The organism is Synechocystis sp. PCC 7339, from assembly GCF_019924095.1.
In the GTDB taxonomy this organism is placed as follows: Bacteria; Cyanobacteriota; Cyanobacteriia; order Cyanobacteriales; family Microcystaceae; genus Synechocystis.
Genome location: NZ_CP063660.1, coordinates 105792 through 132765, shown reverse-complemented (window position 1 = coordinate 132765; position 26974 = coordinate 105792). Strand labels below are relative to the sequence as shown.

The 26974-nt window shown below is 44.2% G+C and carries 28 protein-coding genes and 3 pseudogenes; 11 read left to right on the top strand and 20 right to left on the bottom strand.

The genetic code is table 11. The features are described 5' to 3' along the window. Positions 1 to 493 precede the first annotated feature (493 nt). From IQE94_RS18520 to IQE94_RS18510, 3 genes are all read right to left on the bottom strand, one after another. Positions 494 to 883, bottom strand: coding sequence for an ATP-binding protein (locus tag IQE94_RS18520; RefSeq protein ID WP_223343373.1), 390 nt, complete (start codon positions 881 to 883; stop codon positions 494 to 496). Between the two features lie 424 nt (positions 884 to 1307). After that, on the bottom strand, positions 1308 to 1664 hold the full coding sequence (locus tag IQE94_RS18515) for a hypothetical protein (RefSeq protein ID WP_223343372.1): 357 nt from the start codon (positions 1662 to 1664) through the stop codon (positions 1308 to 1310). Between the two features lie 13 nt (positions 1665 to 1677). After that, entirely contained in the window at positions 1678 to 1926 is a 249-nt protein-coding gene (locus IQE94_RS18510) for a hypothetical protein (RefSeq protein WP_223343307.1), read from the bottom strand. 449 nt (positions 1927 to 2375) lie between these two features. Between IQE94_RS18510 and IQE94_RS18505 the strand changes: the two genes are divergently transcribed. Continuing rightward, complete coding sequence (locus tag IQE94_RS18505; RefSeq protein ID WP_190597172.1) at positions 2376 to 2627, top strand: hypothetical protein; 252 nt, start codon at positions 2376 to 2378, stop codon at positions 2625 to 2627. A gap of 61 nt (positions 2628 to 2688) precedes the next feature. Here the strand turns inward: IQE94_RS18505 and IQE94_RS18500 are convergent. Together IQE94_RS18500 and IQE94_RS18495 are read right to left on the bottom strand one after the other, a co-directional pair. Continuing rightward, positions 2689 to 3116 (bottom strand): annotated as a pseudogene (locus IQE94_RS18500) (type II toxin-antitoxin system VapC family toxin). Continuing rightward, complete coding sequence (locus IQE94_RS18495; protein ID WP_212722504.1) at positions 3088 to 3321, bottom strand: DNA-binding protein; 234 nt, start codon at positions 3319 to 3321, stop codon at positions 3088 to 3090. Before IQE94_RS18495 ends, IQE94_RS18500 begins: the two are co-directional and overlap by 29 nt. Before the next feature lie 372 nt (positions 3322 to 3693). On the opposite strand from IQE94_RS18495, the gene IQE94_RS18490 reads away from it, so the two are divergent. Continuing rightward, the gene (locus tag IQE94_RS18490) at positions 3694 to 4260 is read left to right on the top strand and encodes a site-specific integrase (RefSeq protein ID WP_223343371.1); all 567 of its coding nucleotides are present in this window, start codon (positions 3694 to 3696) and stop codon (positions 4258 to 4260) included. Between the two features lie 104 nt (positions 4261 to 4364). Here the strand turns inward: IQE94_RS18490 and IQE94_RS18485 are convergent, their stop codons facing one another. From IQE94_RS18485 to IQE94_RS18445, 9 genes are all read right to left on the bottom strand, one after another. After that, positions 4365 to 5174 (bottom strand): nuclease-related domain-containing protein, encoded by an 810-nt coding sequence (locus IQE94_RS18485; RefSeq protein ID WP_223343369.1) that lies wholly within the window; start codon positions 5172 to 5174, stop codon positions 4365 to 4367. A 252-nt stretch (positions 5175 to 5426) separates the two neighbouring features. Continuing rightward, entirely contained in the window at positions 5427 to 5948 is a 522-nt protein-coding gene (locus tag IQE94_RS18480) for a CAP domain-containing protein (RefSeq protein ID WP_223343367.1), read from the bottom strand. A 154-nt stretch (positions 5949 to 6102) separates the two neighbouring features. Next, positions 6103 to 6447 carry a XisI protein gene (locus IQE94_RS18475; protein ID WP_212722629.1) on the bottom strand — a complete coding sequence of 115 codons (345 nt, stop codon included), beginning with the start codon at positions 6445 to 6447 and terminating at the stop codon, positions 6103 to 6105. Between the two features lie 106 nt (positions 6448 to 6553). Further along, a complete protein-coding gene (locus IQE94_RS18470; protein WP_223343366.1) occupies positions 6554 to 6778 on the bottom strand; it encodes a hypothetical protein in 225 nt (74 codons plus the stop codon). Continuing rightward, positions 6766 to 7071 carry a hypothetical protein gene (locus IQE94_RS18465; RefSeq protein WP_212722625.1) on the bottom strand — a complete coding sequence of 102 codons (306 nt, stop codon included), beginning with the start codon at positions 7069 to 7071 and terminating at the stop codon, positions 6766 to 6768. Before IQE94_RS18465 ends, IQE94_RS18470 begins: the two co-directional genes overlap by 13 nt. Continuing rightward, a complete protein-coding gene (locus IQE94_RS18460) occupies positions 7068 to 10565 on the bottom strand; it encodes a DNA methyltransferase (protein WP_223343364.1) in 3498 nt (1165 codons plus the stop codon). Before IQE94_RS18460 ends, IQE94_RS18465 begins: the two co-directional genes overlap by 4 nt. Positions 10566 to 10576: 11 nt before the next feature. Then, positions 10577 to 10990, bottom strand: coding sequence for a type II toxin-antitoxin system VapC family toxin (locus tag IQE94_RS18455; RefSeq protein ID WP_223343362.1), 414 nt, complete (start codon positions 10988 to 10990; stop codon positions 10577 to 10579). Then, positions 10983 to 11207, bottom strand: a complete 225-nt coding sequence (locus IQE94_RS18450) for a hypothetical protein (protein ID WP_212722613.1) — start codon at positions 11205 to 11207, stop codon at positions 10983 to 10985. Before IQE94_RS18450 ends, IQE94_RS18455 begins: the two co-directional genes overlap by 8 nt. 30 nt (positions 11208 to 11237) lie before the next feature. Then, positions 11238 to 11972, bottom strand: a complete 735-nt coding sequence (locus IQE94_RS18445; protein WP_223343360.1) for a hypothetical protein — start codon at positions 11970 to 11972, stop codon at positions 11238 to 11240. Positions 11973 to 12016: 44 nt separating this feature from the next. Here IQE94_RS18445 and IQE94_RS18440 point away from each other — a divergent pair. From IQE94_RS18440 to IQE94_RS18420, 5 genes and pseudogenes are all read left to right on the top strand, one after another. Then, positions 12017 to 12121 (top strand): annotated as a pseudogene (locus IQE94_RS18440) (SDR family NAD(P)-dependent oxidoreductase); the annotation flags it as partial. Between the two features lie 239 nt (positions 12122 to 12360). Continuing rightward, the gene (locus tag IQE94_RS18435; RefSeq protein ID WP_223343358.1) at positions 12361 to 12885 is read left to right on the top strand and encodes a hypothetical protein; all 525 of its coding nucleotides are present in this window, start codon (positions 12361 to 12363) and stop codon (positions 12883 to 12885) included. A 101-nt stretch (positions 12886 to 12986) separates the two neighbouring features. Further along, complete coding sequence (locus tag IQE94_RS18430; RefSeq protein WP_223343356.1) at positions 12987 to 13280, top strand: HNH endonuclease; 294 nt, start codon at positions 12987 to 12989, stop codon at positions 13278 to 13280. Positions 13281 to 13565: 285 nt separating this feature from the next. After that, the gene (locus tag IQE94_RS18425; RefSeq protein WP_223343354.1) at positions 13566 to 13769 is read left to right on the top strand and encodes a hypothetical protein; all 204 of its coding nucleotides are present in this window, start codon (positions 13566 to 13568) and stop codon (positions 13767 to 13769) included. 6 nt (positions 13770 to 13775) lie between these two features. Continuing rightward, on the top strand, positions 13776 to 16460 hold the full coding sequence (locus IQE94_RS18420) for a helicase-related protein (RefSeq protein WP_223343352.1): 2685 nt from the start codon (positions 13776 to 13778) through the stop codon (positions 16458 to 16460). Here IQE94_RS18420 and IQE94_RS18415 read toward each other — a convergent pair. From IQE94_RS18415 to IQE94_RS18395, 5 genes are all read right to left on the bottom strand, one after another. Continuing rightward, positions 16390 to 17124 carry an SDR family oxidoreductase gene (locus IQE94_RS18415; RefSeq protein ID WP_223343351.1) on the bottom strand — a complete coding sequence of 245 codons (735 nt, stop codon included), beginning with the start codon at positions 17122 to 17124 and terminating at the stop codon, positions 16390 to 16392. The genes IQE94_RS18420 and IQE94_RS18415 overlap by 71 nt on opposite strands. Positions 17125 to 17455: 331 nt before the next feature. After that, positions 17456 to 17962 carry a hypothetical protein gene (locus IQE94_RS18410; RefSeq protein ID WP_223343350.1) on the bottom strand — a complete coding sequence of 169 codons (507 nt, stop codon included), beginning with the start codon at positions 17960 to 17962 and terminating at the stop codon, positions 17456 to 17458. Between the two features lie 606 nt (positions 17963 to 18568). After that, positions 18569 to 18769: a hypothetical protein gene (locus IQE94_RS18960; protein WP_223343348.1), complete on the bottom strand. Its 201-nt coding sequence runs from the start codon at positions 18767 to 18769 to the stop codon at positions 18569 to 18571. A gap of 61 nt (positions 18770 to 18830) precedes the next feature. After that, positions 18831 to 19676: a DNA cytosine methyltransferase gene (locus IQE94_RS18955; protein WP_223343346.1), complete on the bottom strand. Its 846-nt coding sequence runs from the start codon at positions 19674 to 19676 to the stop codon at positions 18831 to 18833. After that, the gene (locus IQE94_RS18395; protein ID WP_223343342.1) at positions 19606 to 21081 is read right to left on the bottom strand and encodes a hypothetical protein; all 1476 of its coding nucleotides are present in this window, start codon (positions 21079 to 21081) and stop codon (positions 19606 to 19608) included. The genes IQE94_RS18955 and IQE94_RS18395 overlap by 71 nt, the downstream gene beginning before the upstream one ends. 516 nt (positions 21082 to 21597) lie before the next feature. Between IQE94_RS18395 and IQE94_RS18390 the strand changes: the two genes are divergently transcribed. Then, positions 21598 to 21936, top strand: a complete 339-nt coding sequence (locus tag IQE94_RS18390) for an XRE family transcriptional regulator (RefSeq protein WP_223343335.1) — start codon at positions 21598 to 21600, stop codon at positions 21934 to 21936. 235 nt (positions 21937 to 22171) lie between these two features. Here the strand turns inward: IQE94_RS18390 and IQE94_RS18385 are convergent, their stop codons facing one another. Beyond that, complete coding sequence (locus tag IQE94_RS18385) at positions 22172 to 22855, bottom strand: TetR/AcrR family transcriptional regulator (protein WP_370630547.1); 684 nt, start codon at positions 22853 to 22855, stop codon at positions 22172 to 22174. 127 nt (positions 22856 to 22982) lie between these two features. Between IQE94_RS18385 and IQE94_RS18380 the strand changes: the two genes are divergently transcribed. The 3 genes and pseudogenes from IQE94_RS18380 to IQE94_RS18370 all read left to right on the top strand — a co-directional run bounded on the left by IQE94_RS18380 (position 22983) and on the right by IQE94_RS18370 (position 26916). Continuing rightward, the gene (locus IQE94_RS18380) at positions 22983 to 24386 is read left to right on the top strand and encodes a cytochrome P450 (RefSeq protein WP_223343333.1); all 1404 of its coding nucleotides are present in this window, start codon (positions 22983 to 22985) and stop codon (positions 24384 to 24386) included. A gap of 410 nt (positions 24387 to 24796) precedes the next feature. Further along, a complete protein-coding gene (locus IQE94_RS18375; RefSeq protein ID WP_212722590.1) occupies positions 24797 to 26002 on the top strand; it encodes an MFS transporter in 1206 nt (401 codons plus the stop codon). Positions 26003 to 26133: 131 nt separating this feature from the next. After that, positions 26134 to 26916: pseudogene (locus tag IQE94_RS18370) on the top strand (Rpn family recombination-promoting nuclease/putative transposase). Positions 26917 to 26974 lie beyond the last annotated feature (58 nt).

Here is a 26974-nt window from a genome sequence, read left to right as displayed (position 1 = left end):
CAGGGGTCGGGAAATAAAAGGTAATACCCTCCCGGCGGGACTGGTGCTGATGTCGATGTCCGCTAAGAGACTGCGATCGCCCCAATCAGAATGGGAACCGGGTTGGTGGTTTGGACTGCCATGCCGACGGAAGCCGCTCCTACTAAGAGGTGAGTAATGGTGAGCATCAGTTGCTAATCTCCTTGATTCCTTCGGTAGGTAGTAGGAAAGTCGGGCTACCCCTAGGAAAATCGCTCCCCCAATGCCGCCAAAATATAGAGGGATTGATTTCCCGTCCCCAGGCCAATGAAGCGATAGCAATAAAGACAATGCCCACCAGGAGCAGTAATGGGGTGATGTCAAAGTATCTGCCATGGTCACCCGCTTCGTTTTGGATGCCCAAAAACCCTCCTCGATGGCCGCTTGGCCAACATGGGATTGCCCCCGGCCCGGCTTTGGAGCTTGGCATTTGATGGGCTTTAAATCTGACCCAGGTTAATGGCCTCTTTTTCCATCAAGTCTCGGATCTGATATTCCGCCAGGGTTTGAGTTCAATCCTGGGGACATAAATAAACAGGTCAGTGCGGGGGGGATTGGTGGCCGCCAACAGAATGGGAACCCCCACATCCTTGAGCTTCTTGAGCCAAAGCCGAAATTTGACTTCCAGGTAATGGGCATCGTCAAAGATCAGCACCGCCCGATTAACGCTGAACCACTGGATTAATTCCTGCTTAAGCACTTCCACCGTTTTGCTCCTACCTTCCAAGTTTTTGATATCGACCCCGGCCATGTCGGCGATCGCCATCAGGATGGTTTTGGGGGTAGCGGGTTCAAAGTATTCGCACGTTACTCCATCGGACAAAAGCCGTTCCCAGACCTGGCGCACCAGATAGGTTTTGCCCATACCCTCCCCGATGTCACCAACACTGAGCGAGCGGAATAAAGGGAATGGAGCAGACCTTCATCTCCGGTTGCCGATAACAACTTTCCCCGGCCGGTGGGGCCAGCTCCTGTTCATCCCACTCGTCCCATCCCCTAGGCCGCCAGTTGACCATGATTCTGGTTGCTCTGATAAGCCTTCGCCTTGGTAATCCATTGGGAAGCCACCACTAAAGGATTCTGGGGCTTTGGGCGCACCGCGTAGCGGATCTCTGCGAGATCGCCACCTTGGACTGCTCCACCTGGGCTTGGAGATCCGCCGGTAAATGTTGGGGATTTTTGAGGATTTCAGCGGTTAGTAAATTCTGGGCAATTAGTATCCCGCCGCTTGATTTTGGGCCGCCCGGATCAGCTCAGCGTGACCCAGTTCCTCGTCCCCTTCTAGGGCATCAAAATTGATTGCTTCCCCATACTGTTCTAGTTCCCCTCATCAGTGACCATGGCCAATTGACCGGGCTTGGGATAGTCAGCCATTCTGCCCCCTCACTTATCCAGCGGTGGAGGTTATCAAGTTCAGCCATTTGTTCATTGGACAAACTGAACAAATCATCAACTTTGTCCAACGAATAGCCTAAATATTTCAGCCGATTAAACACCGTTGTCCGGGCTACCCCGTAGGACTTTTCCAGTTGTTGTACAACGTCACCTTTGGACTTTCCAGCGATGGACATTTTTTTAATCTCCCAAATATTTTTTTGTGGAACTTGTCGTTTAGGGGATTCTATATGACAATTTTTTTCTGTCAAGTCCAACGCTGGACTAAATTTGTCCAACGTAAAGGAGTAAAAATCCAGCGGCAATCCGCCGGACAAATTGCCCTTTTCCAGTGGACAAAATCTTGTTTTCGCTGGACAAACGGTGTAAATGTCTAGTGATTTGTCTAACGCTTTTGTTGCACAAACTGGACAATTCTTCCTTGGTCTTTGGACTGTCCAACGCATCTAGTATTAGTTGGCGGACAACTTCACCTTGTTTATGGGTAGGCCAGTCGTGGGAGTTAAATTCCATAGTGAACTCCTTAAAATTAGTAATTTATATTGTCCAATAGCTAAATAAAATGACCACAAAGATTGGAAAATTTAACTTTCTTTAAAGCTTTATTGATTTGTCCACTAATGCTCTGACAACTCTGTTTAATCGCTGAATTGATTGTTGGGATACTGTTTAAATAGACTCTAAAATGTAACGATATTTACTAATTGATGTAGGGAGTTTTAGCCAAGGAAATAGACCCCAATAACTTTTACTAGGGGTTTCAAGACTGACGATCTCTGCCCAACTTTGACTAAAACAAGGGGTAACTTTTTGATATTCCTGGTGCCATGGTTGATCTCAAAATGTGCCCTGAACAAATTCCAACTGTCGTTCCTTGACTCTGATCCGTTACCCTAAAAGCAGAAAGGGAGAGCCACTAACTCTCCCAATCCATTACACAAATCTAATAGGAAGTTTAACGTATGTCTGACCGACTAGATCGCATTGAGGCTCTGATTGAGTCCAACGCCAAGAGCATTGAAGCATTAACAAGCAAAGCTAATCAGGATAGTTCCCTTTACCGTAAAGACCGGGCCCACGTCTTTGAATGGATGGCAAGATTAGCGGCCGCCCAAGCTGATTTTTATGAGTCCCAATCGGATTACCTGGATCATCTACAAAGAATTGAGGACAAACTGACAGAGATCCTTAACCGGACAACTCCCAACCCTTAACACTAACCTAATCGCTATTAGGCTAGTACAGCCCTGACTAAAGTCGGGGTTTTTATTTGGATTATTGATTGCCCCTGAAAGGATTAAGCAAACAAACTCCTGTGTCAGCAAAATCCTTACATTACGGGTAACTAGGGTCAGTCCGTAACTAAGGGCAGTGGCGGCGATTTGTTTATCTAGAGCGTTATGGGGATGAGGGACTCGTAATTTTCCCCAAACTTGAGCCTCAAAGATGGTGAAATCTAGGATCTGGTCAGCGTAATCAGCAATGACAATTTCCAACCACTCCTCCAACAAATTGGCTTGTTGATCATCTCCTCGATGCCTGATTAATTCCACACCCCGCCGCAATTCTCCAATGGTAATCACACTCAAATAGAGATGCTGAGCTTGTTGGAAAAATGCTAGTACGCCGGAGTCAGCCCTATCTTGCTTCCGTAGCTCACTAATAACGTTGGTATCAATCAAATATTTGACTGGTTCTGTCATCCTGTATTCGCTCAAAGTCTGAGTCATTGCCCACATCGGGAATCTGGCGAAGCACCTCCGCAAAGGATTTTCGGGGAGGTTGCAATAGGGCCTGTTCTAGGATTCTGCGATGCTCTGCTTCGGCACTGATGCCATGTTGCCCCGCCCGCTTTTTCAGGGCCACCACCACCGCTTCATCAATATTGCGGACAATTAGATTCGCCATACACTACCTCCAGCCCACAACAAACTCTTGCTTTTGGTTATCACTCGAATGATAGCATTGATAGCGCTTGCTCATTTACCTACTTTACCTGTACATGGATGAACCCAACAAGGAAATGAAATTAAGAATGATGCAGTACAAATTACACCATTGAGAATCACCTATAACCCTCACATTTGGCTTTTCAGGTTAACTACATAATTTTGCCAAGCAAAAAGGCATATCAGACGATTTTGGCGATGATGGTGGCTTTCGGAATTTATCAACTGAGAATAATTAGCAATAATTTATGTTGAGCGATGGGGAGTTGGAAAAATTCCACGATAGAATTAGGGTTGTGGAAGCTATTCAATATTTTCCGCAAATTATTGAATGAAAATTAACCGTCAGGGACAAGCAAAAGTATTAACAGAGCAGGAACTGCACAACCTGTTCACCGTTGGATTGCTCACTCCCCGCGATCGCCTGTTGTTTGGCATTTGTCTTTACACTGGTTGCCGGATTGGGGAAGCATGTTCTCTTGCTTGGGCTGATGTCACCGCCGATGCTATGACTTTCCGCATTGAAAAAACTAAGACCAAATCCAGTCGCACTGTGGCCATTACTCTGGCGTTGCAAGCTTTGTTTGATGAGTACCGGCAAATCCAACAATCTGTTAGGTTTTCATCTGCCTATGTGTTTCGGGGCAAACGGGTGGGGTCACACCTCCATCCTTCCATGGCCCATAAAATTTTGAAGGCGGCCACCGACAAAATTGAAGCTAGGGGAGTATCCACCCATTCTTTCCGCCGCACTGCGTTAACGATGATGTGTCGCAAGGGAATTAATCTCCGCGTGATCCAAAAGATTAGTGGCCATAAGAATTTGAATGTGTTGTCCCACTACCTGGAGGTTTCTGAACAGGAAAAGGAGCAAGCTTTATCTACAATCTCGTTCTAGTTTTCAGTTCCGGTGTTATTGTTTTGGAAAAAATTACTAAGAGTTAACGGCGATCATCTTGTTGATTAATCATTTTTTAAATTTCAATAAGAAACAAGGATTAATCACAAAATACGCTTGAATAATTTGTGCATTTTCTTGATGTCTTCTGCGGCTTTTTCTTCAGCAGTTTTAATATTGACAATCCCTCGACATTGAGGGTAACTACTGCATCCCCAGAAACTTCGCCCAACATTAGGGCCTGACTTAGATTTTCTCAATACCATATTTTTTCCACACTTAGGACATTCAGGAGCAGTATTTTCATCAGCATTTTGATATTGATTCTTGACTTTTTGGATATGCTTTCTATGTTCACTGGCATCTAATCTGGCTCCCAATACTTTTTGGGTAATTTCCTTAACTTCATCATCTGAAATTAAAGACTCTTTATGTTCTTTGATGTAATTTATATATGCAACTTCCCCTTGAACAACATTTGAAGGTAATGATGTTTTAAATTGGCAAAAAGATGAAAAAACAACTAATGATTTTAAATAATTTGGCTGACATTTCAAGAGATATTCTAGGGCTTTGATATGTTTATAGTTCTGTCGAATGGGGTTTTGAAATTTATTTTTGCTTCCCTTAGATAAAGTTTGTATCCAATACTGACTATTAGCATCTCCCCAAATCCAACCTTTATAATTCTTTATTTCAATAACAAATAACCCGAATTTTGAAACTATAACTTGATCTATCTGAGTTGTACCGCTGCCAGACTTTAAAACAATGTCATTAATTAGGATATAGTCATCACTTAGATATTTTTTTGCCGCTTGATTAAAGATTGATTCTCCCACAACACCGACAATTTCATTACGAACTCCATCAAATATATCCAAAGCTTCAGAAATTGCTGAGAAGTCAAGCATAACGTATAAATAGTGAAAGTAGAAAATTAGAGCCTATTCTAAAGTATAGAACCCATTTCTTAGATTTTAACTCTTTGCGAACATCTCTAATAAGCTTTGTTTCATTTTATTTACTATGGAAATTAGAAAGATTTATGCTCATTGAATGACGGATATCTCGGGAACTGAGCGACAGGTAGAAGACAGTCCCCTAGTGCCGATTGGGGGCAAATTGCCCTATGTGTTGGCATTTTACTGGGGATTTAATGGCCACTATTGAAAATTTTGAACAGCATAGACTTTAGCTGTTCTAGGATTGGTGGCAATGCCGTAGCCAAACTTAGTGTAGTTGGGGGTCAATAGGTTTTTGCGATGTCCTTCCGAATACATCCAACTTTTCTGAAACCTTTCTACCAGACCATAGTTGAGGGAGAAATGGGGAGAGCCGGGTAAGACTACAATATTTTCACCAACTCCACCTTTTCCCCCTAAGGCTTGATAGCGGTCGGTCGGGGACTTTCCTTCAGGGGTATCGTGGCCATAAAAATCTCGCTTGGCCATATCCTCCGCGTGACCTTGGGCGGCTTTAGTAATCAAGGGATCTGTCACCAGGGGGGGAAGGTTGTTTAACTGGCGATCGCGGTTGACTAGGGTGAGAGCTTGGGCTTGAAGGTCTTCTAGAGAACGAGTCTGATGGGCATTGAATATATGGGTCTGGGGTGAGCCAATTTTCCAGTTATCGCCACCATTGCCATTGTGATAGTAGAGTGAGTCCTTGCCCTGAAACAAAATCATGGCTACTACTACGAAAATCCCTGTGGTTATCTGTTTGGACTTTGGCGATCGATAACGTCCCATTGGTTGTTAGTAACTAATTGCCTAATTTTACCAAATGGTTTTGACATGGGAATAATTCAAGATTTTTTGGTTACAGCTAATCAGCGAGATGTCAGGCAATCGCATAGCCTGATACTTGACGAATATAAACGGGCTGAAAACCGATCACAATATCCTCTTTCGGCACACCCATTTCAACGAGAGCTTGACCAATATCTATTTCAGTATTGTTAACTTGAATCCAGATTTTATTGTTTTTAATATCTAGATGCATTGAACAGCCATAAATCCGTGTTTTTTTATCCCAACCAATGCCTAGAACTTGATAGTGATCATGTTCTGTATCAAATAAAATTTGCATCTCAATTTCACCGTTTGCTGGTTTATAGGTGGCATACTGACTGAGAATTTGCTTGATAATCGTGCGGTAGTTTTGGATTTTTTCTAGATTTTCCATGTGACAATTACCTCGTTTTCAATGTCATAAAATTAAAAGTATTTTGTTTAACGTGATTGACGGCGATCTCCAAGGAGTTAAGACAGAAATAAATTCATTTTCCAGATCAAACTGTAGCTAATCTGCCCATTTCTACACTGACTGCATCAAATCGGTTATCGCCGGGCTGATAGGACAAAATTTCGATGCCAATGGGTTCGCCTGTTGTGCTGTCTTTAATCAAAATAATGCCGTCGCCAAGTTCCGTGGCAATTTGATTTTTTCGAGGGGCTTGCCAGAATACGGTGAGTAATTCCATTTCTGGTTCGTAGTAGATTTTTACCTGTGCCATAGGGATTCTCCTTCTTTGATTGCATCAGTTTGGTATGCGGTAATTAGAAAACCATCGCCGTTTAATCGACGGACAACGACTGCTACCCATCGTTTTTCTTTTAGTGTTAGGTAAAACAATAAAACATTTGGATCGCGGCTACTTTTGCGGATTTCATTAGGATTGCTAAGAGCTGTTTGTACTTCGGTTTCTAAATCGGCAATGTCTGGATGTTTTTGGATAATTTTTTGCCAGTATTCCTCCGAGGTGCGGACGGTGAAGTTTAGGGGGGTCAGAATTTCAAATTTGTTCACTGAATCACCCCTTTTTTTACATCACGATAGGCGTTGAGGGCATTTTGTTTAACATCATCGGCGACGATGGGAAAGGTACTCAAGATATGTTTAAATTCGATTTCGGTTAAGCCATAAAGGTGGGCAATAATACCGTCTAGCTCTGCTCTGAGTTTGGCACGTTCTGCTTCATCGGTTACGCCATAACATCCCCCTGAATCCCCCTTAGTAAGGGGGACTTTTTTGTTTAAGCCAACTTCTGCGGCGAGTTCGTCAAATTCTGGGGTCGTGCAAATCAGTTTTGCTGCTCTCTCCACTATCTCATCAAACCACGCATCGCCTTTTTGTAATCGAGGAATCGTTAATTGATATACATAGAAAAAATTAATGTTTGCTGATACACGTTGACGCAACATAAAATCAACAACAAAACTATTCCATACTGCACATAAAAAGAACATTTCAGAATATTTGATTCTTCGACTACCATTTTCATTAAAGTTCAACGCAACTTGGAAATTTTCTGAACAAAAATTATTGGCTGGAATAATAGTAGACACAAGCGTCCTTTCATTTGTGCTACTTGCGATTTTACGAAAACCTAAGCGATAATCTTGATAGTCCATTTTTTGACTATTATCATGTCCTCTCTGACCTAAAATTGATTGTCGTCCTTCTTTTTCGTCGATCCAATACTTCAAAGCAGATAAATCGAATCTATCAGTAAATTGATGAATCATCTTGCCCTCATAGAGGGATAATCTTCTTGCAGAGGGCTCTGTTTTAAATAAGTGACTCTTGTTTGTCATGTGAAATTCAGCAGAAAGCTTTAAATTCCATTTGCCTTCAATTTGTTCTCCCAATAAAGGAAACTGAGTCATTTTTTCGGCAATTCTGACATCAATTTCTTCCCTAAACTCCATAATCGACAGAGAATCCGGCGACAACCGACGAATCAAATCAACATCCAGTTCAATATCATCCGAGTTCGGAAAATTTAATAATTCTTTTACCTCATGACGCATAAACCTTGTTGGAAAAGCTTGAGTCGTGCCACCCTTTTCAAAACTAAGAACCACGAATTTAAAACTTCGGTGAATCCCTTCAAAAATTGCTTTATTATTTTCAAAACAAAATAAGCCTGTAACTTGCGTCTCAGAAAACAGCATTTCGCGGAGTTGTTTTGTTCCTAAATCTGTATAAATCCCGCTCGGAATCACGATGCCACATTCACCACCTTTACGCAGTAAATCATAACAACGCTCTAGGAATAACTTATAGAGATTAATATCTGTCCCCGCTTTTTTACCATTCACCACCGAAATTTGATTTCGATAATCTTCCGCTGAACGATAATAAGCACTTACGTAGGGAAACTTGCTTTGATACTCAAGCCAAGCCTCAGCAACTTCTGGTTTTTCTAACAGCTTTTTCTGTTCCTTTTCAAAATTTTTAATATCCATTTTATTTTTCGTCACCAAATCACTATGATGGGCGAAAAACTCCTTAGCTTGTGGCTTAAAAATTTCCCAGGGTGGATTGGCAATAATCGCATCAAACCCACCCCGCTCAAAAACCTTATCAAAATGATAACCCCAATGGAACGGCTCCAGAGCATTAATATCATCGATATTCAAAACCCTCTTTTTTGCTTTCCCATTAAGCTGAGCTTCTTCATATTTGATTTTCAGAGAATTGAATTCATTTAATAAAATTTCATTTAACTTCTTCTGAGATTTTTGATTCAGTTCATCGATGCTACTCCGTAGTAATAAAATACTTGGAACTTGTTCACTTTCCTCTGTATTGCGCTCCTTATCAGAAATGAAAGCGTGTTGCTTATAAAGTGCAATACTTTTATTTTTTTCAGTCAAAATATTTTGATAGTCAGAGGAAAATAAACCTAACTCTCCTTGAGTTGCAAGCTGATCATTATATTTATTTGTTTTTTTGCTATTAAATTGATGCTCATCTACCCGAATTAAACCGATGAGCGAATTACCGGCCATGATATTAAAATCCACGTTCGGCAATGGCTCCAGATCCTCCACCTTATCCACCGCCGCCACTAGCGCAAGAAAAAGACGCAACTTAGCAATTTCCGTCGCCTCCTCCATGATGTCCACGCCATAGAGATTATCTGTAATAATGCGCTTCTTGATGTAATAGTCTAGGGACGCATGATCTTGCTGTATCTCCGCCAACCAAGCCTTTAAGCCTTCATCATTGGAAAACGCAATCTTACCCGTGATGGTTTGATAAATCGGGATCAATGTTTTCATCGCCGCCACCAAAAATGCCCCCGAACCACAGGCCGGATCAAGTAAAGTTAACTTCGGTAAAATCTCATTTAATAGCAACAAACAAAGATCCGTATTTAACCCCGCAAATAACTGGGGCAAATCCTTAAAATCTTTATCTGCCAAAGTATTGACCTTATCTACCACCAGCTTATTAATTGTGCGATCACAGAGATATTCCGTAATTTCAGGACGAGTATAATAAGCCCCAAATTCCTTTTGGTTAATATATTTTTCAAAAATATATCCCAACACATCAGGGTTAATTTCGTTGGAGTCTTTTTCTGCATCGGGGCGATCATTTAAGTGCCACGAATAGCGAGAAAATAACTCAAAGGCATCTCCAAAAGCCTTGTCTTTAATCGAAATTTCTGAATACTTTTGCTCAAGGGAATGCCGCAGAAACAAGCCTCCATTCAGATAACAAATTTTACCCAGTCGCTTCTGTAAATCACTGCCCCGCTCATATTCTGGCTTCGCAAAACCCTCAAAGAAGAGACCCTTGAGAAATTCATAAAAAGATTCTGCATTTGCCTGGCAATGTTCTAACTTATGCTGTAAGTAAAGACTATCCTTATTATCCAGAAAATATCGCCGCTGAAGGAAATAAACAAACATCAAGCGGTTCAGCACCACCGAGCCATACCAACGGCGATCGCCTTCATTTTCTATCCCATCAATCTCCAAACAAAAATCCTTGTGTAACCCCTCAAAATCCTGAAAAAATTGCTTCGTAACCTGCTCAATGTTAAAACCCTGACTAACCTTTTCCACCGCCTTGACCAGGGTTGCATCATCTTCCTCATCAATACTGAAAAATAATGGCTCTAATTTCTGAATTAATGGTTCCGCCGACTTACTTGTGTTGTAACTGTGGAAAATAGGTTTACGCTTTTTTCCTTCCTGTTTGACCCACATCCAAACTTGGGATGTTTGCGCCTCATCCCCAAAAATCAAGAGGTGAGATTTAGAATAATCCGATAATTGACGATCAAGCGCCAACCTAACCTTTCGCTCTGGAATCTCAGGAGTGGAACAATAATAGACCATGAAACCACGCTTCTGGGCAATGGCAATCGCCTCAAAAATATCCTCATCAACTTCTAACGGCAATGCTATTGGGTCAATCGTATCCCAACCTAATTCTTCAATAAAGAGAGATTCAAAATCAAAATTCTTAAGATATTTTTGGGTACGTGTACGGTTCAATTTCATAGAAAAATTCTTTAAGGTGCGATGAGATCAAGATCAGGAAAATAAGTTTGGTAACGCTTACTGTCACGACTCAATAGCAGATAATCAGACGTTAGAGCGTGGGCCCCAATATAAAAATCCGGTAACGGCGATCGCCTAGTTCCCCCACTACGTCGATATTGCAGAAAAGCTTTTCCCGCCAGAAATGCAGCTTCATATGGTAGAGGTTCTCTGGCGTAGTATTTTGGCAATAAAAGTTGATCAAGCTTTTCGGTAGACTCAATCCCAACGGATACTTCCGCATAAATAATAGGATTAATCACAAGCCGATATGCCTCAGACCGATCAATAAAATAAGCAATCTTTTGATGTGACCAAGCAAACCAAGTAGAATCTTCTGAAAAAACATCAATTAAGACATTACTATCTACCAAAACTTTAATCATCCTCACCTCTTGTCAACGCCATAATTTCATCGGTGGTCATATCACACTGCATTTTTCCCCGAACTTGCTCAATATAAGCCATGCCCTCACTCAACTTTGGAGTGTGTTCTGCAGGATAACGATTTTGTAATGCCGCTAAAAATGATTTCACTTCATCTAAAGCACTATCTGGTAACTGTTCCAACATTTCAACAATTTGAGCTTGAGTTGTTGTCATTAATTTTTCCTCAATTAATATAGTTTGATCCTAACGTTGAAATAATCCCAGCGAGCAAATCACCTTTGCCCCCTCAAATTCTCCATCGGCAGTCACTACACACAGCGCATCATGCTCCATCAGATAGGTTACTTTTTGCGCTAAATCTTCATCGGAAATACCTGCCTTTAGTTCACGGTTCAGGGAGGCGATCGCATTTTGTTTAAGAGGATAATTGTGTATCATTTCAATAGCTTTGACTAAACTTTCCCAGTCCTGGCCCTGGGCTAAAATCGGTGTCTTTTCTTGCACATACTGGCAATAGGATATTAGCTGATCGTAGGTTCTGGCCCTTGCCCCCCGCCGACTACCCATTGTGCCAGCAACTTTTTTCGTCTGATCAGTTATGATTTGCGCTGCCTTTTGGACCAAATTATGATGTTCAGGATGACGGTTTAGAGCGGGGGTATTTAAATCACAACCCGCCATTCGCAAAATTCGCATCTGAGATTGAGTCACACTATGGCCCTGCTTATCCACCCATGCCAGCGCATCCGTACCTTCAGCAGTCCTGAGATAAAGCAAAACCCCCTCTGGTTCCAAAACAGTCGGCCCATGGTAGCGAGTGGAAAACACCACGTCCGGCAGATCTTCAACAATACGTTTTAACTTAGGATTTGCATCAATAGCCGTCTGCCAAATTTGCAGAGCTTCCGACGTTAAATCCACTTCCCCCTCGTCTTCCTCATCAAGAATATTCGCTTTTTCATTGTAAAGATTTAGCAAAACTTCCCGCTCTTCATCGTCCTCAAAAAATGCTTCATCGGTACCGTAACAAAGCTTTTGATGTGATTTCCAAGCCAGAAGCCGATCCTACGGCCACTGTTACGAGGGATTTTGCTGGCCTTTTTTCCCAGACAACGCCGGGATTGTAAGCTTCGGTAATTTTTTAAGACTGTCTAGTGAAATGTCTATTGACTACTTGATAGTGTCTATTCTTGATTTTCCCAACTGTCTAGTGAGCAGAAGACAATAATGAGGTGTATTTTCAGAATCTTTTCCAGACAAGCATTTTAAATGCCTAGTCATCACTGGACAGTGTAAAGTGTCGGAACATTGCTAGTGTCTAGTAGTCACTGGACAGTAATAGACATTTCACCCGTGGAAGAATCCAATGCTGCCGATCGCCGATTTGTTAATCCGTTATAACTTAAAGACCCGCCAGAGCCTCTACAACCGCATCAATGCTTTGGGGCTTGAACCGACCCGCAAGGGAAATAAGGTTATGTTTGATGATGAAGCGGTTAAGTTGCTTGATCAGTTAGATGAACATCTAGCCGAAGGCGGAACCCTAAACAATTTTGTACCTTCCTCCGAAGTGACCACGGTGGGAAGCAGTATTGAACCCGTCACCGTCGAGTCTGACCTGTTGCCTTTTGACCCCGGTATGATGGCTCTGATGCAGTTGATGGAATCCCGGCGATCGCCGTTGGATAATCTCAGAGATCTAGAAGATGCAGTCAGTTATGGTTGGTTACTCACCACCACGCAGATTGAAAAATTACTAGGGGTTAAGCCCAGAGGTGAACAGTTTGATCGCCAAGGGTTTCTTTTCACTCGCCAGGGGAAAGCCGGACGGGAAGCTCAATGGTCGATTACAAAAATTATTAGGGGTTTACGGTCTGTGGAGAGGGAATAGCCCCACTGTCTATTGCTTAATGTACAGTGTCAGGTTTCTAATAGACATTTAGCTCAAAGTCTTGCGAGTTAGACGTTTGATAAAATTACTAGGGGTTTGGAATGAAGGATGACCGTTATTCCGCCGACTGGAAAAATATAGCCACCACCAAAAAGCAGTCCGTTAGTTGGGTCTGTGAACGGTGCGGGGTGCAATGCTTAAAGCCTGGGGAGGGGAAGGGTTTATCCAAGGGGGAACGGTATCGGCTCAGGATGGCAGTTCACCATTGCGACTATGATCCAGGGAATAATGTGCCGGAGAATTTAAAGGCCCTTTGTTTGCCTTGTCATCTCCACTATCACCGCAGGCAACAGGGGAACGTGACACCAGGGCAGTTATCGTTAAGTTTTTTCTGAAAGCCTTTTGAATAATTATTTCCGCCAAGGCCACCGAGTTCCCATTTCAGTTTTGGCTGACCAGAGCAAGTAAAGAAGTAATAGAGCAACCCCGGAGAGGAATGGTAGTAAATCTTCTTTCATAACCCCTAGTAATAAATTGAACTCAGTTTAACTGACTACCCTCTCTGCCGAAGATTTAATCAACAATGTTTTTGGTGATTATCACGATTTATTAAGACTTTGCGGCCTTTGAACTAAACTGGCGTTATCATTCCGTCAGACAGTAGAAATCTATCGTCAGTTATGGAAAGTAGGCGATTATCTATCCGGGTTCCAGATCCACTGCTTAACCAGTTGCAGTCTTACCTTGACCAACAAGGCTTGACGGTGACTGAGGGGGTTTTAGCGGCGATCGCCTCTTATGTGGGGGATAACGATAGGTTGCCCCTGGTGGAGAGGGTTAGTCGGATTGAGAAAAGGTTGGCGATATTGGAAGAGAAGGGTTAAATATCCATGTCTTCAATCTATGACAATTGCGATTTTCCTCTACTGCCAGAGCTTAAGCATTGTCTAAAGGAAGGTTATCGTTCGGATTTTTGTGTTGGCTACTTTAACCTGCGTGGTTGGCGAGAGTTAGAGGATGAAATTGAGCAATTTACTGCCGGGAAAGGTCAAAATTGTCGTTTACTGGTGGGGATGCAGAGGCCGCCTAACGATGAACTTAAGCGTAGTTTGTCTATTACCAAGCGTGCAAATCAGCGGATGTCGAATGAACAGGCAAACGAGTTGAAAAAGATTATGGCTCATGAATTTCGGGAGCAGTTAACCTATGGCGTTCCTACTGCAAGGGATGAAGCAAGCCTCAAACGATTAAAAGCACAATTGCAAGCTGAAAAACTAGAAGTTAAACTATTTTTACGTCATCTACTCCATGCCAAGCTTTATCTAATTTATCGAGAAGATAAGATTACACCTCGCATTGGTTATGTTGGTAGTAGTAATCTGACTTTCTCTGGTTTAAGTGGTCAGGGTGAACTGAATGTTGAAGTCACAGACCGAGACGATACAAAGAAGTTAGAAGAGTGGTTTATTGAACGATGGGAGGATAATTTTTCTCTCGATATTTCCCAAGACTTGATTAAGGTGATTGATGAAAGTTGGGCTGGAAAGCAACTACCTCCTTTTTATATTTATCTGAAGATGGCTTATCATCTGTCGCAGGAAGCACGGGATGGTTTGAGTCGATATCAAGCTCCGAAAAATTTTGGTTTGTTGGAATTTCAAGAGCAGGCTGTACGAGTAGCGATGCAGCATATCGATAAGCGCAATGGAGTAGTGATCGGTGATGTGGTTGGTCTAGGGAAAACGTTAGTGGGAACGGCGATCGCCCATGTGTGCGAGGAAGAATATGGGACGAGTACCTTAATTATTTGTCCGAAGAATCTTGAATCAATGTGGCAAGACTATGTTGATCGCTATGGCCTGCGAGGTAAGATTGTCCCAATTAGCCAAGTGGAACAAAGATTGCCCGAAGTGCCTGCCCGGTTTCGTTTGGTACTGATTGATGAGAGTCATAACCTACGTAACCGTGAAGGAAAACGATATCAGATTATTAAAGAATACATAGAGCAGAGTGGCAGTCGTTGTATTCTGCTGACGGCAACCCCCTATAACAAAGGCTATTTGGATTTATCTTCCCAGTTGCGTTTATTTTTGAAGGCTGAATCAGATATTGGTATTAAACCAGAAGCCCACATTCGTAATTTGGGTGGTGAAATGCAATTTTTACGGAAACATAATGCGACTCCAGTACGCTCATTGATGGCATTTGAGCATAGCGATGAGCCGGAAGATTGGCAACAGCTAATGAGTCGCTATATGGTTCGCCGGACAAGGGGTTTTATTAAAAAGACCTATGCTAAAGAAGACGAGCAGGGTTATTACTTAGAGTTTCCCAATGGCGATCGCTTTTATTTTCCGAAACGTCGCCCAAGGACTGTTAAGTTTAGTACAAGTAATGAAAAAGACCCCTATGCGAGGTTATACGGCGATCGCGTGGTGGATATTATCAATGGTCTAAATTTACCTCGTTATGGCCTAGGGAATTATCTAATTCATTCCCATGGTAATCAAAAGAAAAAACGTAAGAAATCCCCCGGTCAGATAACCTTGGCAACGGGCTTTGAGCATTTGGATGTCACCGAGGCAGAGCGAAAAATCCTGGCAAATCTTTCCCATGCTGGTCAGCGGTTAATGGGCTTCTGTCGCACTAATTTATTTAAACGTCTGGAAAGTAGCGGTGCGGCTTTTATCCAGTCTATCGATCGCCACATTTTGCGGAATTATGTCTATCTCCATGCGATCGCCAATAATTTACCGATTCCCATTGGCACCCAGGATTCGGCTTTGTTGGATGGGACAACGGACGAAGATCAAGATTCTTTGTTAGGTCAGGATTGGGAAACGGCGACGGATACAGAGGACAGCTTTGATGAGGATCGGCTAACCCCCGGTGCAGAATTCAAGCAACGGGCAGTGGCAATTTATGAGCTTTACCAAAATCAGTACCAGCGGCGATTTAAGTGGATTCGTCCTGATTTATTTACGCCGGAACTGGCTGATAATCTAGAACAGGATGCGAAATCTTTAATCAATATCCTGAAAATTTCAGGCCGTTGGAATGCAGACGAGGATGGCAAACTGCAATCTTTAATTCGTTTACTAACGGAAGAACATCCAGACGAGAAAATTTTGATTTTTACGCAGTTTGCGGATACAGCGAGATATTTGGCGCAGGCTTTAGAAACGGCAGGGATTACAAATATTGGTTTGGCAACGGGAAATTCTCAGATAGACCCAACGATCCTTGCCCAGCGTTTTAGTCCGAGGAGTAATGGTAAAGCGATCGCCCAGTGGGCCGCTGAGGATCAGTTAAGGATTTTGGTGGCGACGGATGTGCTGAGTGAGGGTCAAAACCTACAAGATGCAAGGATTATTCTGAATTACGATTTGCCTTGGGCAATCATTCGTTTGATTCAGCGGGCGGGTCGTGTGGATCGTATTGGGCAGGAAGCAGATGAGATTTTCTGTTATTCGTTTCTGCCAGCGGAGGGGGTAGAGCAATTAATTAATCTACGGGGTCGGCTCCGCGATCGCCTGAAGGAAAATCAGGAAGTGGTAGGGCTTGAGGTTCAATAATTGCCCGTACCACTAATTCTGCAACATCAGCACGGGGAATAGAAGTCGGAATACCATCCGGTGGCTCAATCAGTAATTGATCGTCCTTCCCCACCAAAAGCTCTCGCTTACTCCCAGGCTGATCCAATAAACCGCCTGCCCGAATAATCGTGTAATCGATGCCAGAATCAATCAAGTATTGCTCAGCTTTACGTTTCCAGAGCAAGATATTGCCATCACCAATCTTATTAAGCATGTGATCTGGATTAGTTCCTCCCATCGAACCCACCAGAATAATATGCTCGACTCCAGCGGTCTTAGCTGCCTCAATTTGATGCACCTGACCATGATAATCGACATCCTCCGGCATTTCTCCCGTCAAAAAACCAAGGGGAGGGCGTTGCCCGGGTTCTGGTTGTCCAACCACCACAGGAATGGCACTGGTTAAGATGACCAAAACATCACATCCCTGTAGAGGCTCGACTAAAGTTTCTGGTTTGCGTATATCTCCTACAAAACACGTTGATTGCTCCCCAAGCACCTGTTGCTGTTTCTCCGGTGATCTCCCTAATCCTCTGACAGTAAAATATTCCGGCTGAGCCTGTAATTTTTGGAACACCAATGAACCTGTACGTCCAGTAACACCAGTGACTAAAACGGTTCTGGGAAAGGCAGAAGTGGACATTCGGAATTATTCTCCATACCAAGCTATGGTTATTCTCCAACCATGGTAAGTCGGTTATGTAACCAGACCTTAAAAAAATTACTAGGCGTTCACAGCCAGTCCTCGACTTTACCAGTGTCCAGCACTGACTAGACACATAAATCCTGCGGCCACTTTACACTGTCCAATGCTGACTAGATAACTTAAAGACTTACTCGGCAAGGATTCTGGAAAAAGCAAAACTAACTGTCCCCTACCAACTAGACAATCAACTAGACAATCAACTAGACAATTAAGAGGGGAGTAAAACTAGACACTATCAAGTGGTTAATAGACAGTTTCCGCAAGGCGTTTAGATCCCCCAGACTGGATTCTCACAGCGAATACCGACAGGTGAAACTTGTTCAAGCTTTTCCGTTTGCTGGTTAGCTCGCCAGACCTGTTCAAATTCGCTAACCCACTCCGAGTCTGGATCAGTATTACCGCCAATGACAAAAATTTCTGGATCTTGTTCACCATTACGTTCACACCCACGCAAAAGATAAAATTCCCCATCGGGTAGTTGCACCGCATCCAAAACCAAAATGGTTTGATGATTCTTTAATCCTTTGGGACGTTCCGTAATGACATTAGAAAGAATTTTCTCAAACCACATATAGTGAACATTGCCCAGGCGATACCAGGAAACAGCTAAGGGTTGGGGAATATCAACTTCACCGACGATGGAGCCTCCTTCAGAAACCATGCCCGCTGGAAGGTTTTTATAAACCAAGGTTTCAAGGTCGGGATCTGAGATAGCTTCGTAGCGTAACCCAACAAATGGGAGGATAACCTGGGCTACCACAGGCAAAGTGGACATTAAAATACTGGCAACAATAGGAAAAATAGGTAAACGCATGGGGTAAACGCTGGGGATATGAACAATTCTGGCAAACCCTGTAACAAAATCCATTGGCTGTCTATTAGCGGCTTTACACTGTCTCCTATCCATTGGACAGTTCTAAAAAAATTACTAGGGGTTAGTAGTTATAATCCTCAAATTCACAACTGTCCAGCCGTCACTAGACATCAAAAATATACAGCCAATTTACAGTGTCTATTGCTAACTAGATAATTAAAAGCCTTATTTTGCAAAGGTTTCAAAAATTTAATGGCTAACTGTCTCATACCCACTAGACAATTATCAAAGGAGAGCCAATAGACAATATCTAATGGTTAATAGACAGTCCACTGGACAGCCTAAAAAAATTACTAGGGGTTTAATGAGTAATCAGAACTTATCAAAACTTATCAAAAAAATCATTTTATCAGTTCAAATTTTCTCAAAAAGTGAGCTGTCACCGACTATGATTGGGGGAGGTGTAATAGATAGTACACACCAGGAAAAATGAGGTTGTCTAGCGGTTGATGGACAGTGTAAAGTCACCGCTAGATATTAGCCTAACTTTACACTGTCTATTACCAACTATACAGCCTTGCCAAGGTATTGCAAGATAAAGATTACATCAACTTTTTTCCTGTCCCATTCCTGCACCACATCAAGCTTATCCTTGGGGATATAGGCAGAGCGTTTCACCCGTTTTCCCTTTATCTCCAGCTCATAGTGATAGTAGTACTGCTCATAGGATTTTTTGCCGGAGCGGGTCTGTTTTTCGCAATAGTGCAATTGGATGTAACCACTCCCTTGGCCCCGAGATCTCCGTTTGGATTTTCGCTCAGAATTTTTACTAGGGGATAAGGGAATGGAGGTAGAGGATTCGCTTGAGGGCAATACTGGCTTGTCCTGGGGTGACGGTTCTGCCGGCCAATTTTCGGGCTTTAATTCTGCCGGTGGTTCCGGTGGGGACAGTACAGGACTGGGGGCCAGGGGTTGAAACCAGTTGGAAGGATAACCCTGAATCAGAGCATAGGCCGTTGCGCTCAACTGTGAGCCATTGGCAATTAACCCGTTGTGCCTCAACCATTGCTCCAATTTGTTCGACCCAGCTTGGCGGTAGGTGCCCAAACAAGCCGTGGGGGTAGGAAACAATAAACAATCTTTCCCTGCGGTGCCCCGCTCCAAACTCCGCCGCCGAGATAATTTCAATTTCGCTTTGATAACCAACCATTCGGAGTCCCCCAAGGATTGCTCTAAGGCCTCGATGGATAACTCCCAGGGGTTGCTCAATGACGACAAATTTGGGATGGCACTGGGCAATGATGCGTAACACTTCCCGAAAGAGGGCTGACTGGGGATGTTCCAAGCCTGTTTTGGTTCCTGCGCTACTGGTGCCGGTGCAGGGGAAACCAGCGGTAACAAGGTCGAATTGCCCTGGGCTTGGGTGGTAGTCCCTGATGTCGGCGTGGATGGGGATGTGGGGCCAGTGGTGCTGGAGGATGGTGTGGCAGTCGGGGTCGATTTCAACAAACTGAGTTGTTTGTATTTTTCGTCCGGTTTGTTCTGCGGCCAGGGTAAATCCACCACATCCGGCAAAGAGGTCGAGGTGTTTAAGCTTTCCATGGCTAGAACTCCTCGCAGTGAATGATTTGGTCAGTGTCGGAGCAGTATTTGTAATTTGGCGATCGCCGGGCATAGTGAATTGCTTCCTCTCGTAGAGCAGGGTCAAAAAGCCATTGATTGAGTCGTTCCAGTTCGGACTGGGGTTTGGGACAAACTTCCCGCTTACCACCAAAACCCTTGAGCAAACCCTGCACCATTTGCTTGAATGCCTTAGCTTGCTCTGGGGCCACCGGCTCGGATTTTTGCTGGCGTTGGAAAACCTTTAGTCGGGTGCCGTCGGGAAGGATGGTGTATTCAGGGGTCGGGGAAGAATTTTCAGGAGGGGCAGATTCCGTTCGAGAATTTTTACTGGGGGTTTCAACACCCACTGATGATCCATTCCGAATAACTACTTGGGGTTCCTCGGTGGGGCAGTCACTTTCCCAGGGAGAAGGTTCACACTCAGGAGCAACAATCAGGGAAGGGATTTCCGTGGGGGCCAGCTCAGCTTCCTCAAGATTTTTACTAGGGGATAAGTCCGCCACAGGTTCGACAGTTTCCAAACCCCTAGTAATGTCTTCCACACCAGGCAAAAGCGTCGGTGCAATTGTGGGTTCCACCACTGCCACAGGATTCATTTCTGGGGGTAGAACCGCCGTCACTGCCCGTTGATGGGTGATTAGGTTCTGTTGCTGGTCTTCAGGGATTTGACAGCCATTAGCGAGGCGCATTTGGGTATTCTCTACCCGATGGACAAATTCTTTCTGGTACTGCTCCCAGCGAATGGGCAGATTAGCGGGGTCTTTCTTGAAATGGGCCAACACATCCGCTTGCTTATCGTGGAAGTCTCCCCCGTACCGCTTCTGCCAATTTTTTGCCAACCAATCGCGGAAGTTGGGGTCTAGCTTGCCCTCAATACTCCAAGGGCCCTCTGGCAGCCAATCAAAGTCTTGGTTTTTACTAGTGCGTTTTTTGGTACGGCGGGCGGCGGAATATTTTTCCTCTCCCTGACTTGTCGCTATGACAGATGAGTTTTGACTAATTTCTGCCGTAGCTAGTTTTTCTGGGATTTTTGGCTTAATTCCATTACATCGTCCATTTGTATTGATTTCCGGATCTGGAATTTTTTCTTTTTCCTCGCTCTGGCTGTCTGGAGAGTATGAGAAAGTCTGTAAGTCTGTATATATAGTGGATTCCCATTTTTGGGACTCGATTTCTATTTCTGGGACTGGATTCCCATTTTTGGGACTAATCCAAAACCCAAAAACCCGCTCAGAAACTAGTAATCCTGCATTAGTCAATTGGGCTAGGGCACGGTAAAAAGTTGTTCTACTGATTCCTATGGCTTCTTTGGCTATTTCCCAGGTGATTCTTACCCGGCGATCGCCAAACGGGTCGAGGGTAGTGATCCATGTCCATAGCTCCCAGCTTGAGCGGGGTAGTTTAGCGGCTAAGAGTTCTGCGGCAGTATCCGTCGTTAGCTTGTAGAATTGAGTCATATTTAAGTTTTTTTGGGGGCGTTGGGTGCTTAAGACCCTCCGCCTTTTTTATTTTTGTAAAGGATAAAAATTGTGAAAGCAAGTTCCTAAATTGCAACTTGGTTTTCAGGATTGCGCTGTTTTTGACAAATTTGAGGCTAATTTGCGTGGATTTACGGAGATAAAGCGCTGATCTGATTGATGCAATTAGGTTTTGAAAGTGTCTAGTTGCAGGTATAAAGGCTTAAAATAAGCCTATGCTAAATAAATTAGATACTATTTACCTGAACGGCTAGGGGAAGAAAGTGCTTTGGTATACAAAAACTCATAAATTCGGTCAATGTAATCCATAGGCGAATCTCTGGGGTATTTCGAGTTTTTGCTAATGCTGGCTTAAGGGGCTGTGACATAATGGCCATAGACATAGGTGAAGTTATCGACACCCTTATCTCCCTAAATATGTTAGATTGAGACTAGGCTAATAAATTAGCTTATGGGTTAACTCTAGCACTCATCAAAGCATTTATAAAAAAAATTATGCAAAGAGATTCTATAGAGATATTTCACGCAAAGTTAAAAACTCACAGAATCCAAAGTAAGGTTTTAGCCGCAGAGGCCGGGCGTAGTGCCGGGTATATTTCGGAGGTTCTGAATCGTAAGCAGTCCCCGACAATGGACAGTTTTACAGGATTAATTGAAGCGGCAGATCGCCTCTCGCCAGGGTTTGCCGATGAGTATTATTTATCTCTCGCTGGTGGTGTTGATATGGGTAGTTTTATTAGATCCCTTGGTAGCTCAGAGCTTTCCACTTTGTTGATCCTCACTGGCCAGAGATTGGGAGAGCTCTCACCGAGTCGTCAAAAAATAGCTGCCTAATTTTCCTGCTTTTACAGTGGCTATCATTTAGCCCTTTCCCGCTTTTCTCTTGAGCCATTCTTCCCGTGAGATAGTGCCAGGGGCCAAAACTGTCTGTTTCTCTGGTTCTTGCCGTTGTCCCATTTTGAGGGGCTGGAGTTTATCCTTCCTCCACAGGTCACGGCCCAGACCAAACTTGGCGCAACATCTTCTCAGGACCATAGCTTCTGAGCCAACTTTTGGGGTCCACTTCACTTCATTCCATTCTAGCTAGGTTGTCAGATGGGATTAGGATTAGCTCTGACGGGAAATAGCTCTGTAGGTAATGTAAAGCGAGGCGTTTCGTTTCTATCACTATACGCCGTCGAAATGGTTGTTCTTGACTAGGAGCAAGCCACAGTAATGTCCCGATCGCCTTGACCAATACAAAGGCGATCACTTCATAATCCGCAGGCTCTAAGCTAGCATCGCGTCTAGCTAAAGAACTCGCTAAATCCTGAACCAACTGGGCATCGGCCGCCTCATCAATTTCTTCCAACTCACGCATTGTTCCCTGAACCTCCATAAAAATGGCATGGTAGCTGGGATTTTCAGAAAAAAAGCGATCGGTGGTGTCAATCAACTGGTTCACGTAATCAAACAACGAGAGTGTAGCTAATTCCACCCTATCAAGGACCGCTAACTCTTGATGTAGCTTTTCTGCATAGCGGAGTGCTAGGGCTTGCAGAATCGAGGTTTTGTCTGGAAAAAACTGGTAAAGCGATCCAATCGGCACCTGGGCCTGAGCGGCGATTGCGTTGGTCGTTGTCGCGGCATAGCCCTGGCGGGCAAATAGGTCTTCTGCCACATCCAGAATGCGGTTGACCCGCTCCTGACTGCGAGCTTGTCGTGGCGTGCGACGCATTCCGCCTGGAATTGATGGACTTTTAGCCATGGGCATTCTTCCTAACCTTTAGAAATAAATGAGGATTACTCACATTTTGTTTGACAAAACATGAGGACTGCTCGTATTTTATAAAAGTGAGCTTTGCTCATATTGTAATCTCTTTGAGCATGGAGAAATTACCATGAGCCTGAATTTGCTAACCCTACCCCATCCGAATGGTCGTACGGCGATCGCCGACTACAGCCGGGATCGTTTGGGGTTTATGACTCGCTGTGCCCGTGAATTTGAAGAGATTGTGCCGTTTCAGTTTGGCGATGGGTGGTACTGTTTGTTGACAAATCCAGACCAAATTACGGAGGTCTTAAAAGATCGTCTGCTGTTTGTTAAGGCAAAGGATTTACAGATGCTCCACGGCTTGCTGGGTACTGGTTTACTAACCAGCGAGGGGGATTTTTGGCTCCGGCAGAGACGGTTAGCCCAACCAGTGTTTCACCAGCAGCGCATCCATAGTTACGGTGCCACCATGGTGGACTACACCCAAAGAATGCTGCAAACCTGGCAGGGGGGACAGATCCAGGATGTGCATGAAGCCATGATGCGTCTGACCCTCAACATTGTGATGAAGACACTGTTTGATCAGGATGTCGCCGATGGAGAAGCGAACCACATTGCCCATGCGTTGGATGTCGCCATGTATTGGGCAGATCAGCAGGACGAAGGGGAACCGACCCTCACCCCCGGCAATGTCGGCCCATGGTTTCAGCAAAGCTTGAAGGCGATCACGCGAATCCTGCCCCGATCATTACAGAGCACAGGCATGGAGGATATGGACCGGCAATATCAAGAGGCGATCGCCCTCTTGGATGAAACTGTGTATGCCATGATCCATCATCGCCGTACCCATGGGACTAGCGATCAAGATTTGCTGGGAATGCTGATGCAAATTGAAGATGCCGATGATGGTAGCCGCATGACCGATAAACAACTGCGGGATGAAGTTGCCACTCTGATTCTGGCAGGCCATGAAACCACGGCAAATACGTTGTCCTGGACATGGATGTTGCTGGCCAATCACCCCCATGTGCAGCAAAAACTGGATGCAGAATTGAAAACGGTTTTAGATGGGCGATCGCCAACTGTGGCAGATTTACCGCAGTTAACCTATACCCATTGGATCACCAAAGAAGCCATGCGGCTCTATCCACCTATTACCGAACTAACACGAGAAGCAACCCAGGATTGTGAGATTGGCGGCTACACCATTCCCAAGGGTACAACGCTCATTGCCAGTCAGTGGGTGATGCATCGCCATCCGCGTTACTTTACAGAACCAGAGGTGTTCAACCCAGAGCGATGGGACAATGATTTGGAAAAACAGTTGCCTCGGGGGGTATATTTTCCTTTTGGTGATGGTCCTCGCGTTTGTATTGGCAAAAGCTTTGCCTTAATGGAAGCGGTATTAATTTTGGCGACGATCGCCCAAAAGTTTCACCTTGAACTAATTCCCCATCAAATTATTAAACTACAATCATCCATTACTTTACGCCCTAAAAATGGCATTCAAGTTCTGTTAAAGCAAGTTTGAACGATGCCCTTATCGGAGTCTTTGCTGAGTTCGCTGTCTCTCATTCCGAACACTTGAAATTTCCATTCTTTGATCTGAAGAATTTTTTTATGGGTTTCCTTTGTTTGATTCACTGGGTTTACATTGGGTTACGTTTTTTGCGCTACAAGACTTCTCCCTTACGGACACTGGCGATCGCGTCAATTAAATCACTTTCCACATCTAAAATTCAACGTACTTGCGAAAAAATCCGCTGTATGAAGGCAATCGCCAGAATTGATTTTGTCAGTGTCTATGGGTTGCTCAGTGACCTGCTTTGGTAACAGTCTGCGAGTGCCTTTGGTGCATTAAATTTATCGACAGATAAGTTCTTTTGGAGTGATTTCCTATGCAACTAGCCAAGCAAATGCCTCATTTGGCAATCCATCACCATGCTTAATTCTTCTCTTAGACACCCCAATTTTTGCTGGCTCTGGATTGGACAAACGTTCATTTATTGTGCAAGTCAATTCTGGTTTGTTGCTCTGACCTGGCTAGTTTTACAAAAAACAGGGTCAGGCATTGCCCTGGGCACCGTCCTCATGGCGGCCGCCATCCCCCGGGGCATTTTGATGCTCGTTGGCGGTGCGATTAGCGATCGCTTCCCTCCCAACACCATCGCCGCGCTCGCCACGGTTGCCAACACACTACTCAGCGGCTCCTTAACCCTACTTTTAGCGACTAACACCTTCCACCTCCATGGAATCATCTTAATCTCAGGGCTATTTGGTATCTCAGAAGCCTTTTTATACCCAGCCACCCTCGCCTTATTACCCCGGATTATCCGTAACTCTCGTTTGGCCCAAGCAAATGCCTGGATGCAGGGGAGCGAGCAGATCAGTAATGTATTAGGCCCCGCCCTTGCAGGCATCGTGATCGGGATATTGGGTTTAACCCCTGCCTTTGCTTTGAATGCCACTTTATTTACGATTGGTGCAGGTTGCATCTATCTGGTACGAATTCGTCAGCCCATTATCACGGTTTCTTTAAAACCCCATACCCTTACTCAAGAAATTTGGGAAGGCGTGCGCTATGCGGGTCAGCATCCCGGCATCCGGATCAGTTTGCTGTTGATTGCGATGATTAATTTCGCCATTTTGGGACCGGTCGTTGTTGGTGTTGCTGAACTAGTAACCCTGCGGTTGTGTGGAGATGCCACCACCTTTGGATACTTACAATCCGCTTACGGGGTTGGGGCGTTAGTAGGGGTGTGGATTGCTAGCCAACTAGGTGCCATCAAGCAACTTCAAACCCCTTTGGTGTTTTTGGCAATCTTTTTAGGCACAGGACTGATTGCCCTTGGATTTGTCTCTCAGACTTGGACGGCTGGCACAATTATCCTCTTAATGGGAGTCGGGGGCGGAATTGTTGGTGTACTGGCACTCACCTGGCTACAACAAGAAACGGCGATCGCCATGCAAGGGCGAATGATGAGTCTAGTCATGTTTGCAGCAGTAGCTCTTGATCCCTTTTCCCAAGCAATTTCAGGTGTACTGCTCGATATTAGTTTGACCGGTTTATTTCTGGCCGCTGGGGCCACAATGTTAATCACAGCTCTCGTTGCATTGCTGAACCGAACTGGTGATTGTTCTCCATGAGTTTTAGCCGGTCAGACTTTGCCTCCCATCAGTGACCAGCAAAAACTTTTGACAATCACTAACTTAATGACTGCTCGCGATCACCTACTTTCTCACTCCGATTTGATGGCGATCGCCGGTAAAATTTGGCTATGTTTGACAATCTCTGCAAATTCCTGGCTGAATCATTCTCCGAAGACTATGCCGCCTGGTTGTTGGGGCGACCAATCAAATTGACTAAGCTTAGTCCGACGGAACTTTCCCTAGAGCCAATTCGGGCTGATTCCCTGATTTTGGAACAATCGGAAGACTTGGTTTTACACCTGGAATTCTAAACGGAACCCGACCCCACCATGGGTTTTCGGATGTTGGACTATCGGGTGAGAGTATACCGCCGTTTTCCCCAGAAGACAATGCACCAATTTGTCATCTACTTGAAACGTAGTAGTAATGACTTGGTTTATCAGGATAGTTTTCAGATAGGGGAGACTTTGCACCGTTATCAAGTGATTCGGCTTTGGGAGCAACCATCGGAAGTGTTTCTCCAAAGTCCAGGGCTGTTGCCCCTAGCAGTATTGACGCAGACCTCTGACCCCGCATTAAAATTAAGGGAAGTGGCGACTGTGCTGGAACAGATTGAGGATAATCGAGTTAAGGCCAATCTCATGGCAGCAACTTCAGTTTTTGGAGGAATTCTGCTGGCCCCTGAGCTGATCAAGACAATTTTAAGGAGTGAAATTATGAAGGAATCCGCTGTCTATCAAGAAATTTTAGAGGAAGGTAAAATTGCCGGGAAACTAGAAGGCAGGCTGGAGGCGAAATTAGAAACCATACCCCTATTAAAAAAATTAGGCTTGACCATTACTGAAATTGCCAAGGAGTTAGATATTGATGTTGAACTGGTTAATAAATTCGTTGCTAATCAAAATAATTAAGGGCTGAAATGGTCATTGGACGGAATATCGCTTGACTTATCTTTGGGCGATCTCGCAG

Bases quoted from the DNA above. Each gene is read 5' to 3' on its own strand.
- IQE94_RS18460 (WP_223343364.1), bottom strand. From the start codon at position 10,565: ATGAAATTGAACCGTACACGTACCCAAAAATATCTTAAGAATTTTGAT.
- IQE94_RS18410 (WP_223343350.1), bottom strand. From the start codon at position 17,962: ATGTCCACTTTGCCTGTGGTAGCCCAGGTTATCCTCCCATTTGTTGGG.
- IQE94_RS18425 (WP_223343354.1), top strand. From the start codon at position 13,566: ATGGAAAGTAGGCGATTATCTATCCGGGTTCCAGATCCACTGCTTAAC.
- IQE94_RS18435 (WP_223343358.1), top strand. From the start codon at position 12,361: ATGCTGCCGATCGCCGATTTGTTAATCCGTTATAACTTAAAGACCCGC.
- IQE94_RS18495 (WP_212722504.1), bottom strand. From the start codon at position 3,321: ATGGCGAATCTAATTGTCCGCAATATTGATGAAGCGGTGGTGGTGGCC.
- IQE94_RS18455 (WP_223343362.1), bottom strand. From the start codon at position 10,990: ATGATTAAAGTTTTGGTAGATAGTAATGTCTTAATTGATGTTTTTTCA.
- IQE94_RS18395 (WP_223343342.1), bottom strand. From the start codon at position 21,081: ATGACTCAATTCTACAAGCTAACGACGGATACTGCCGCAGAACTCTTA.
- IQE94_RS18390 (WP_223343335.1), top strand. From the start codon at position 21,598: ATGCAAAGAGATTCTATAGAGATATTTCACGCAAAGTTAAAAACTCAC.
- IQE94_RS18415 (WP_223343351.1), bottom strand. From the start codon at position 17,124: ATGTCCACTTCTGCCTTTCCCAGAACCGTTTTAGTCACTGGTGTTACT.
- IQE94_RS18470 (WP_223343366.1), bottom strand. From the start codon at position 6,778: ATGGCACAGGTAAAAATCTACTACGAACCAGAAATGGAATTACTCACC.
- IQE94_RS18375 (WP_212722590.1), top strand. From the start codon at position 24,797: ATGCTTAATTCTTCTCTTAGACACCCCAATTTTTGCTGGCTCTGGATT.
- IQE94_RS18480 (WP_223343367.1), bottom strand. From the start codon at position 5,948: ATGATTTTGTTTCAGGGCAAGGACTCACTCTACTATCACAATGGCAAT.
- IQE94_RS18485 (WP_223343369.1), bottom strand. From the start codon at position 5,174: ATGCTTGACTTCTCAGCAATTTCTGAAGCTTTGGATATATTTGATGGA.
- IQE94_RS18475 (WP_212722629.1), bottom strand. From the start codon at position 6,447: ATGGAAAATCTAGAAAAAATCCAAAACTACCGCACGATTATCAAGCAA.
- IQE94_RS18450 (WP_212722613.1), bottom strand. From the start codon at position 11,207: ATGACAACAACTCAAGCTCAAATTGTTGAAATGTTGGAACAGTTACCA.
- IQE94_RS18385 (WP_370630547.1), bottom strand. From the start codon at position 22,855: ATGCCCATGGCTAAAAGTCCATCAATTCCAGGCGGAATGCGTCGCACG.
- IQE94_RS18430 (WP_223343356.1), top strand. From the start codon at position 12,987: ATGAAGGATGACCGTTATTCCGCCGACTGGAAAAATATAGCCACCACC.
- IQE94_RS18490 (WP_223343371.1), top strand. From the start codon at position 3,694: ATGAAAATTAACCGTCAGGGACAAGCAAAAGTATTAACAGAGCAGGAA.
- IQE94_RS18510 (WP_223343307.1), bottom strand. From the start codon at position 1,926: ATGGAATTTAACTCCCACGACTGGCCTACCCATAAACAAGGTGAAGTT.
- IQE94_RS18955 (WP_223343346.1), bottom strand. From the start codon at position 19,676: ATGCCCGGCGATCGCCAAATTACAAATACTGCTCCGACACTGACCAAA.
- IQE94_RS18420 (WP_223343352.1), top strand. From the start codon at position 13,776: ATGTCTTCAATCTATGACAATTGCGATTTTCCTCTACTGCCAGAGCTT.
- IQE94_RS18520 (WP_223343373.1), bottom strand. From the start codon at position 883: ATGGGCAAAACCTATCTGGTGCGCCAGGTCTGGGAACGGCTTTTGTCC.
- IQE94_RS18380 (WP_223343333.1), top strand. From the start codon at position 22,983: ATGAGCCTGAATTTGCTAACCCTACCCCATCCGAATGGTCGTACGGCG.
- IQE94_RS18505 (WP_190597172.1), top strand. From the start codon at position 2,376: ATGTCTGACCGACTAGATCGCATTGAGGCTCTGATTGAGTCCAACGCC.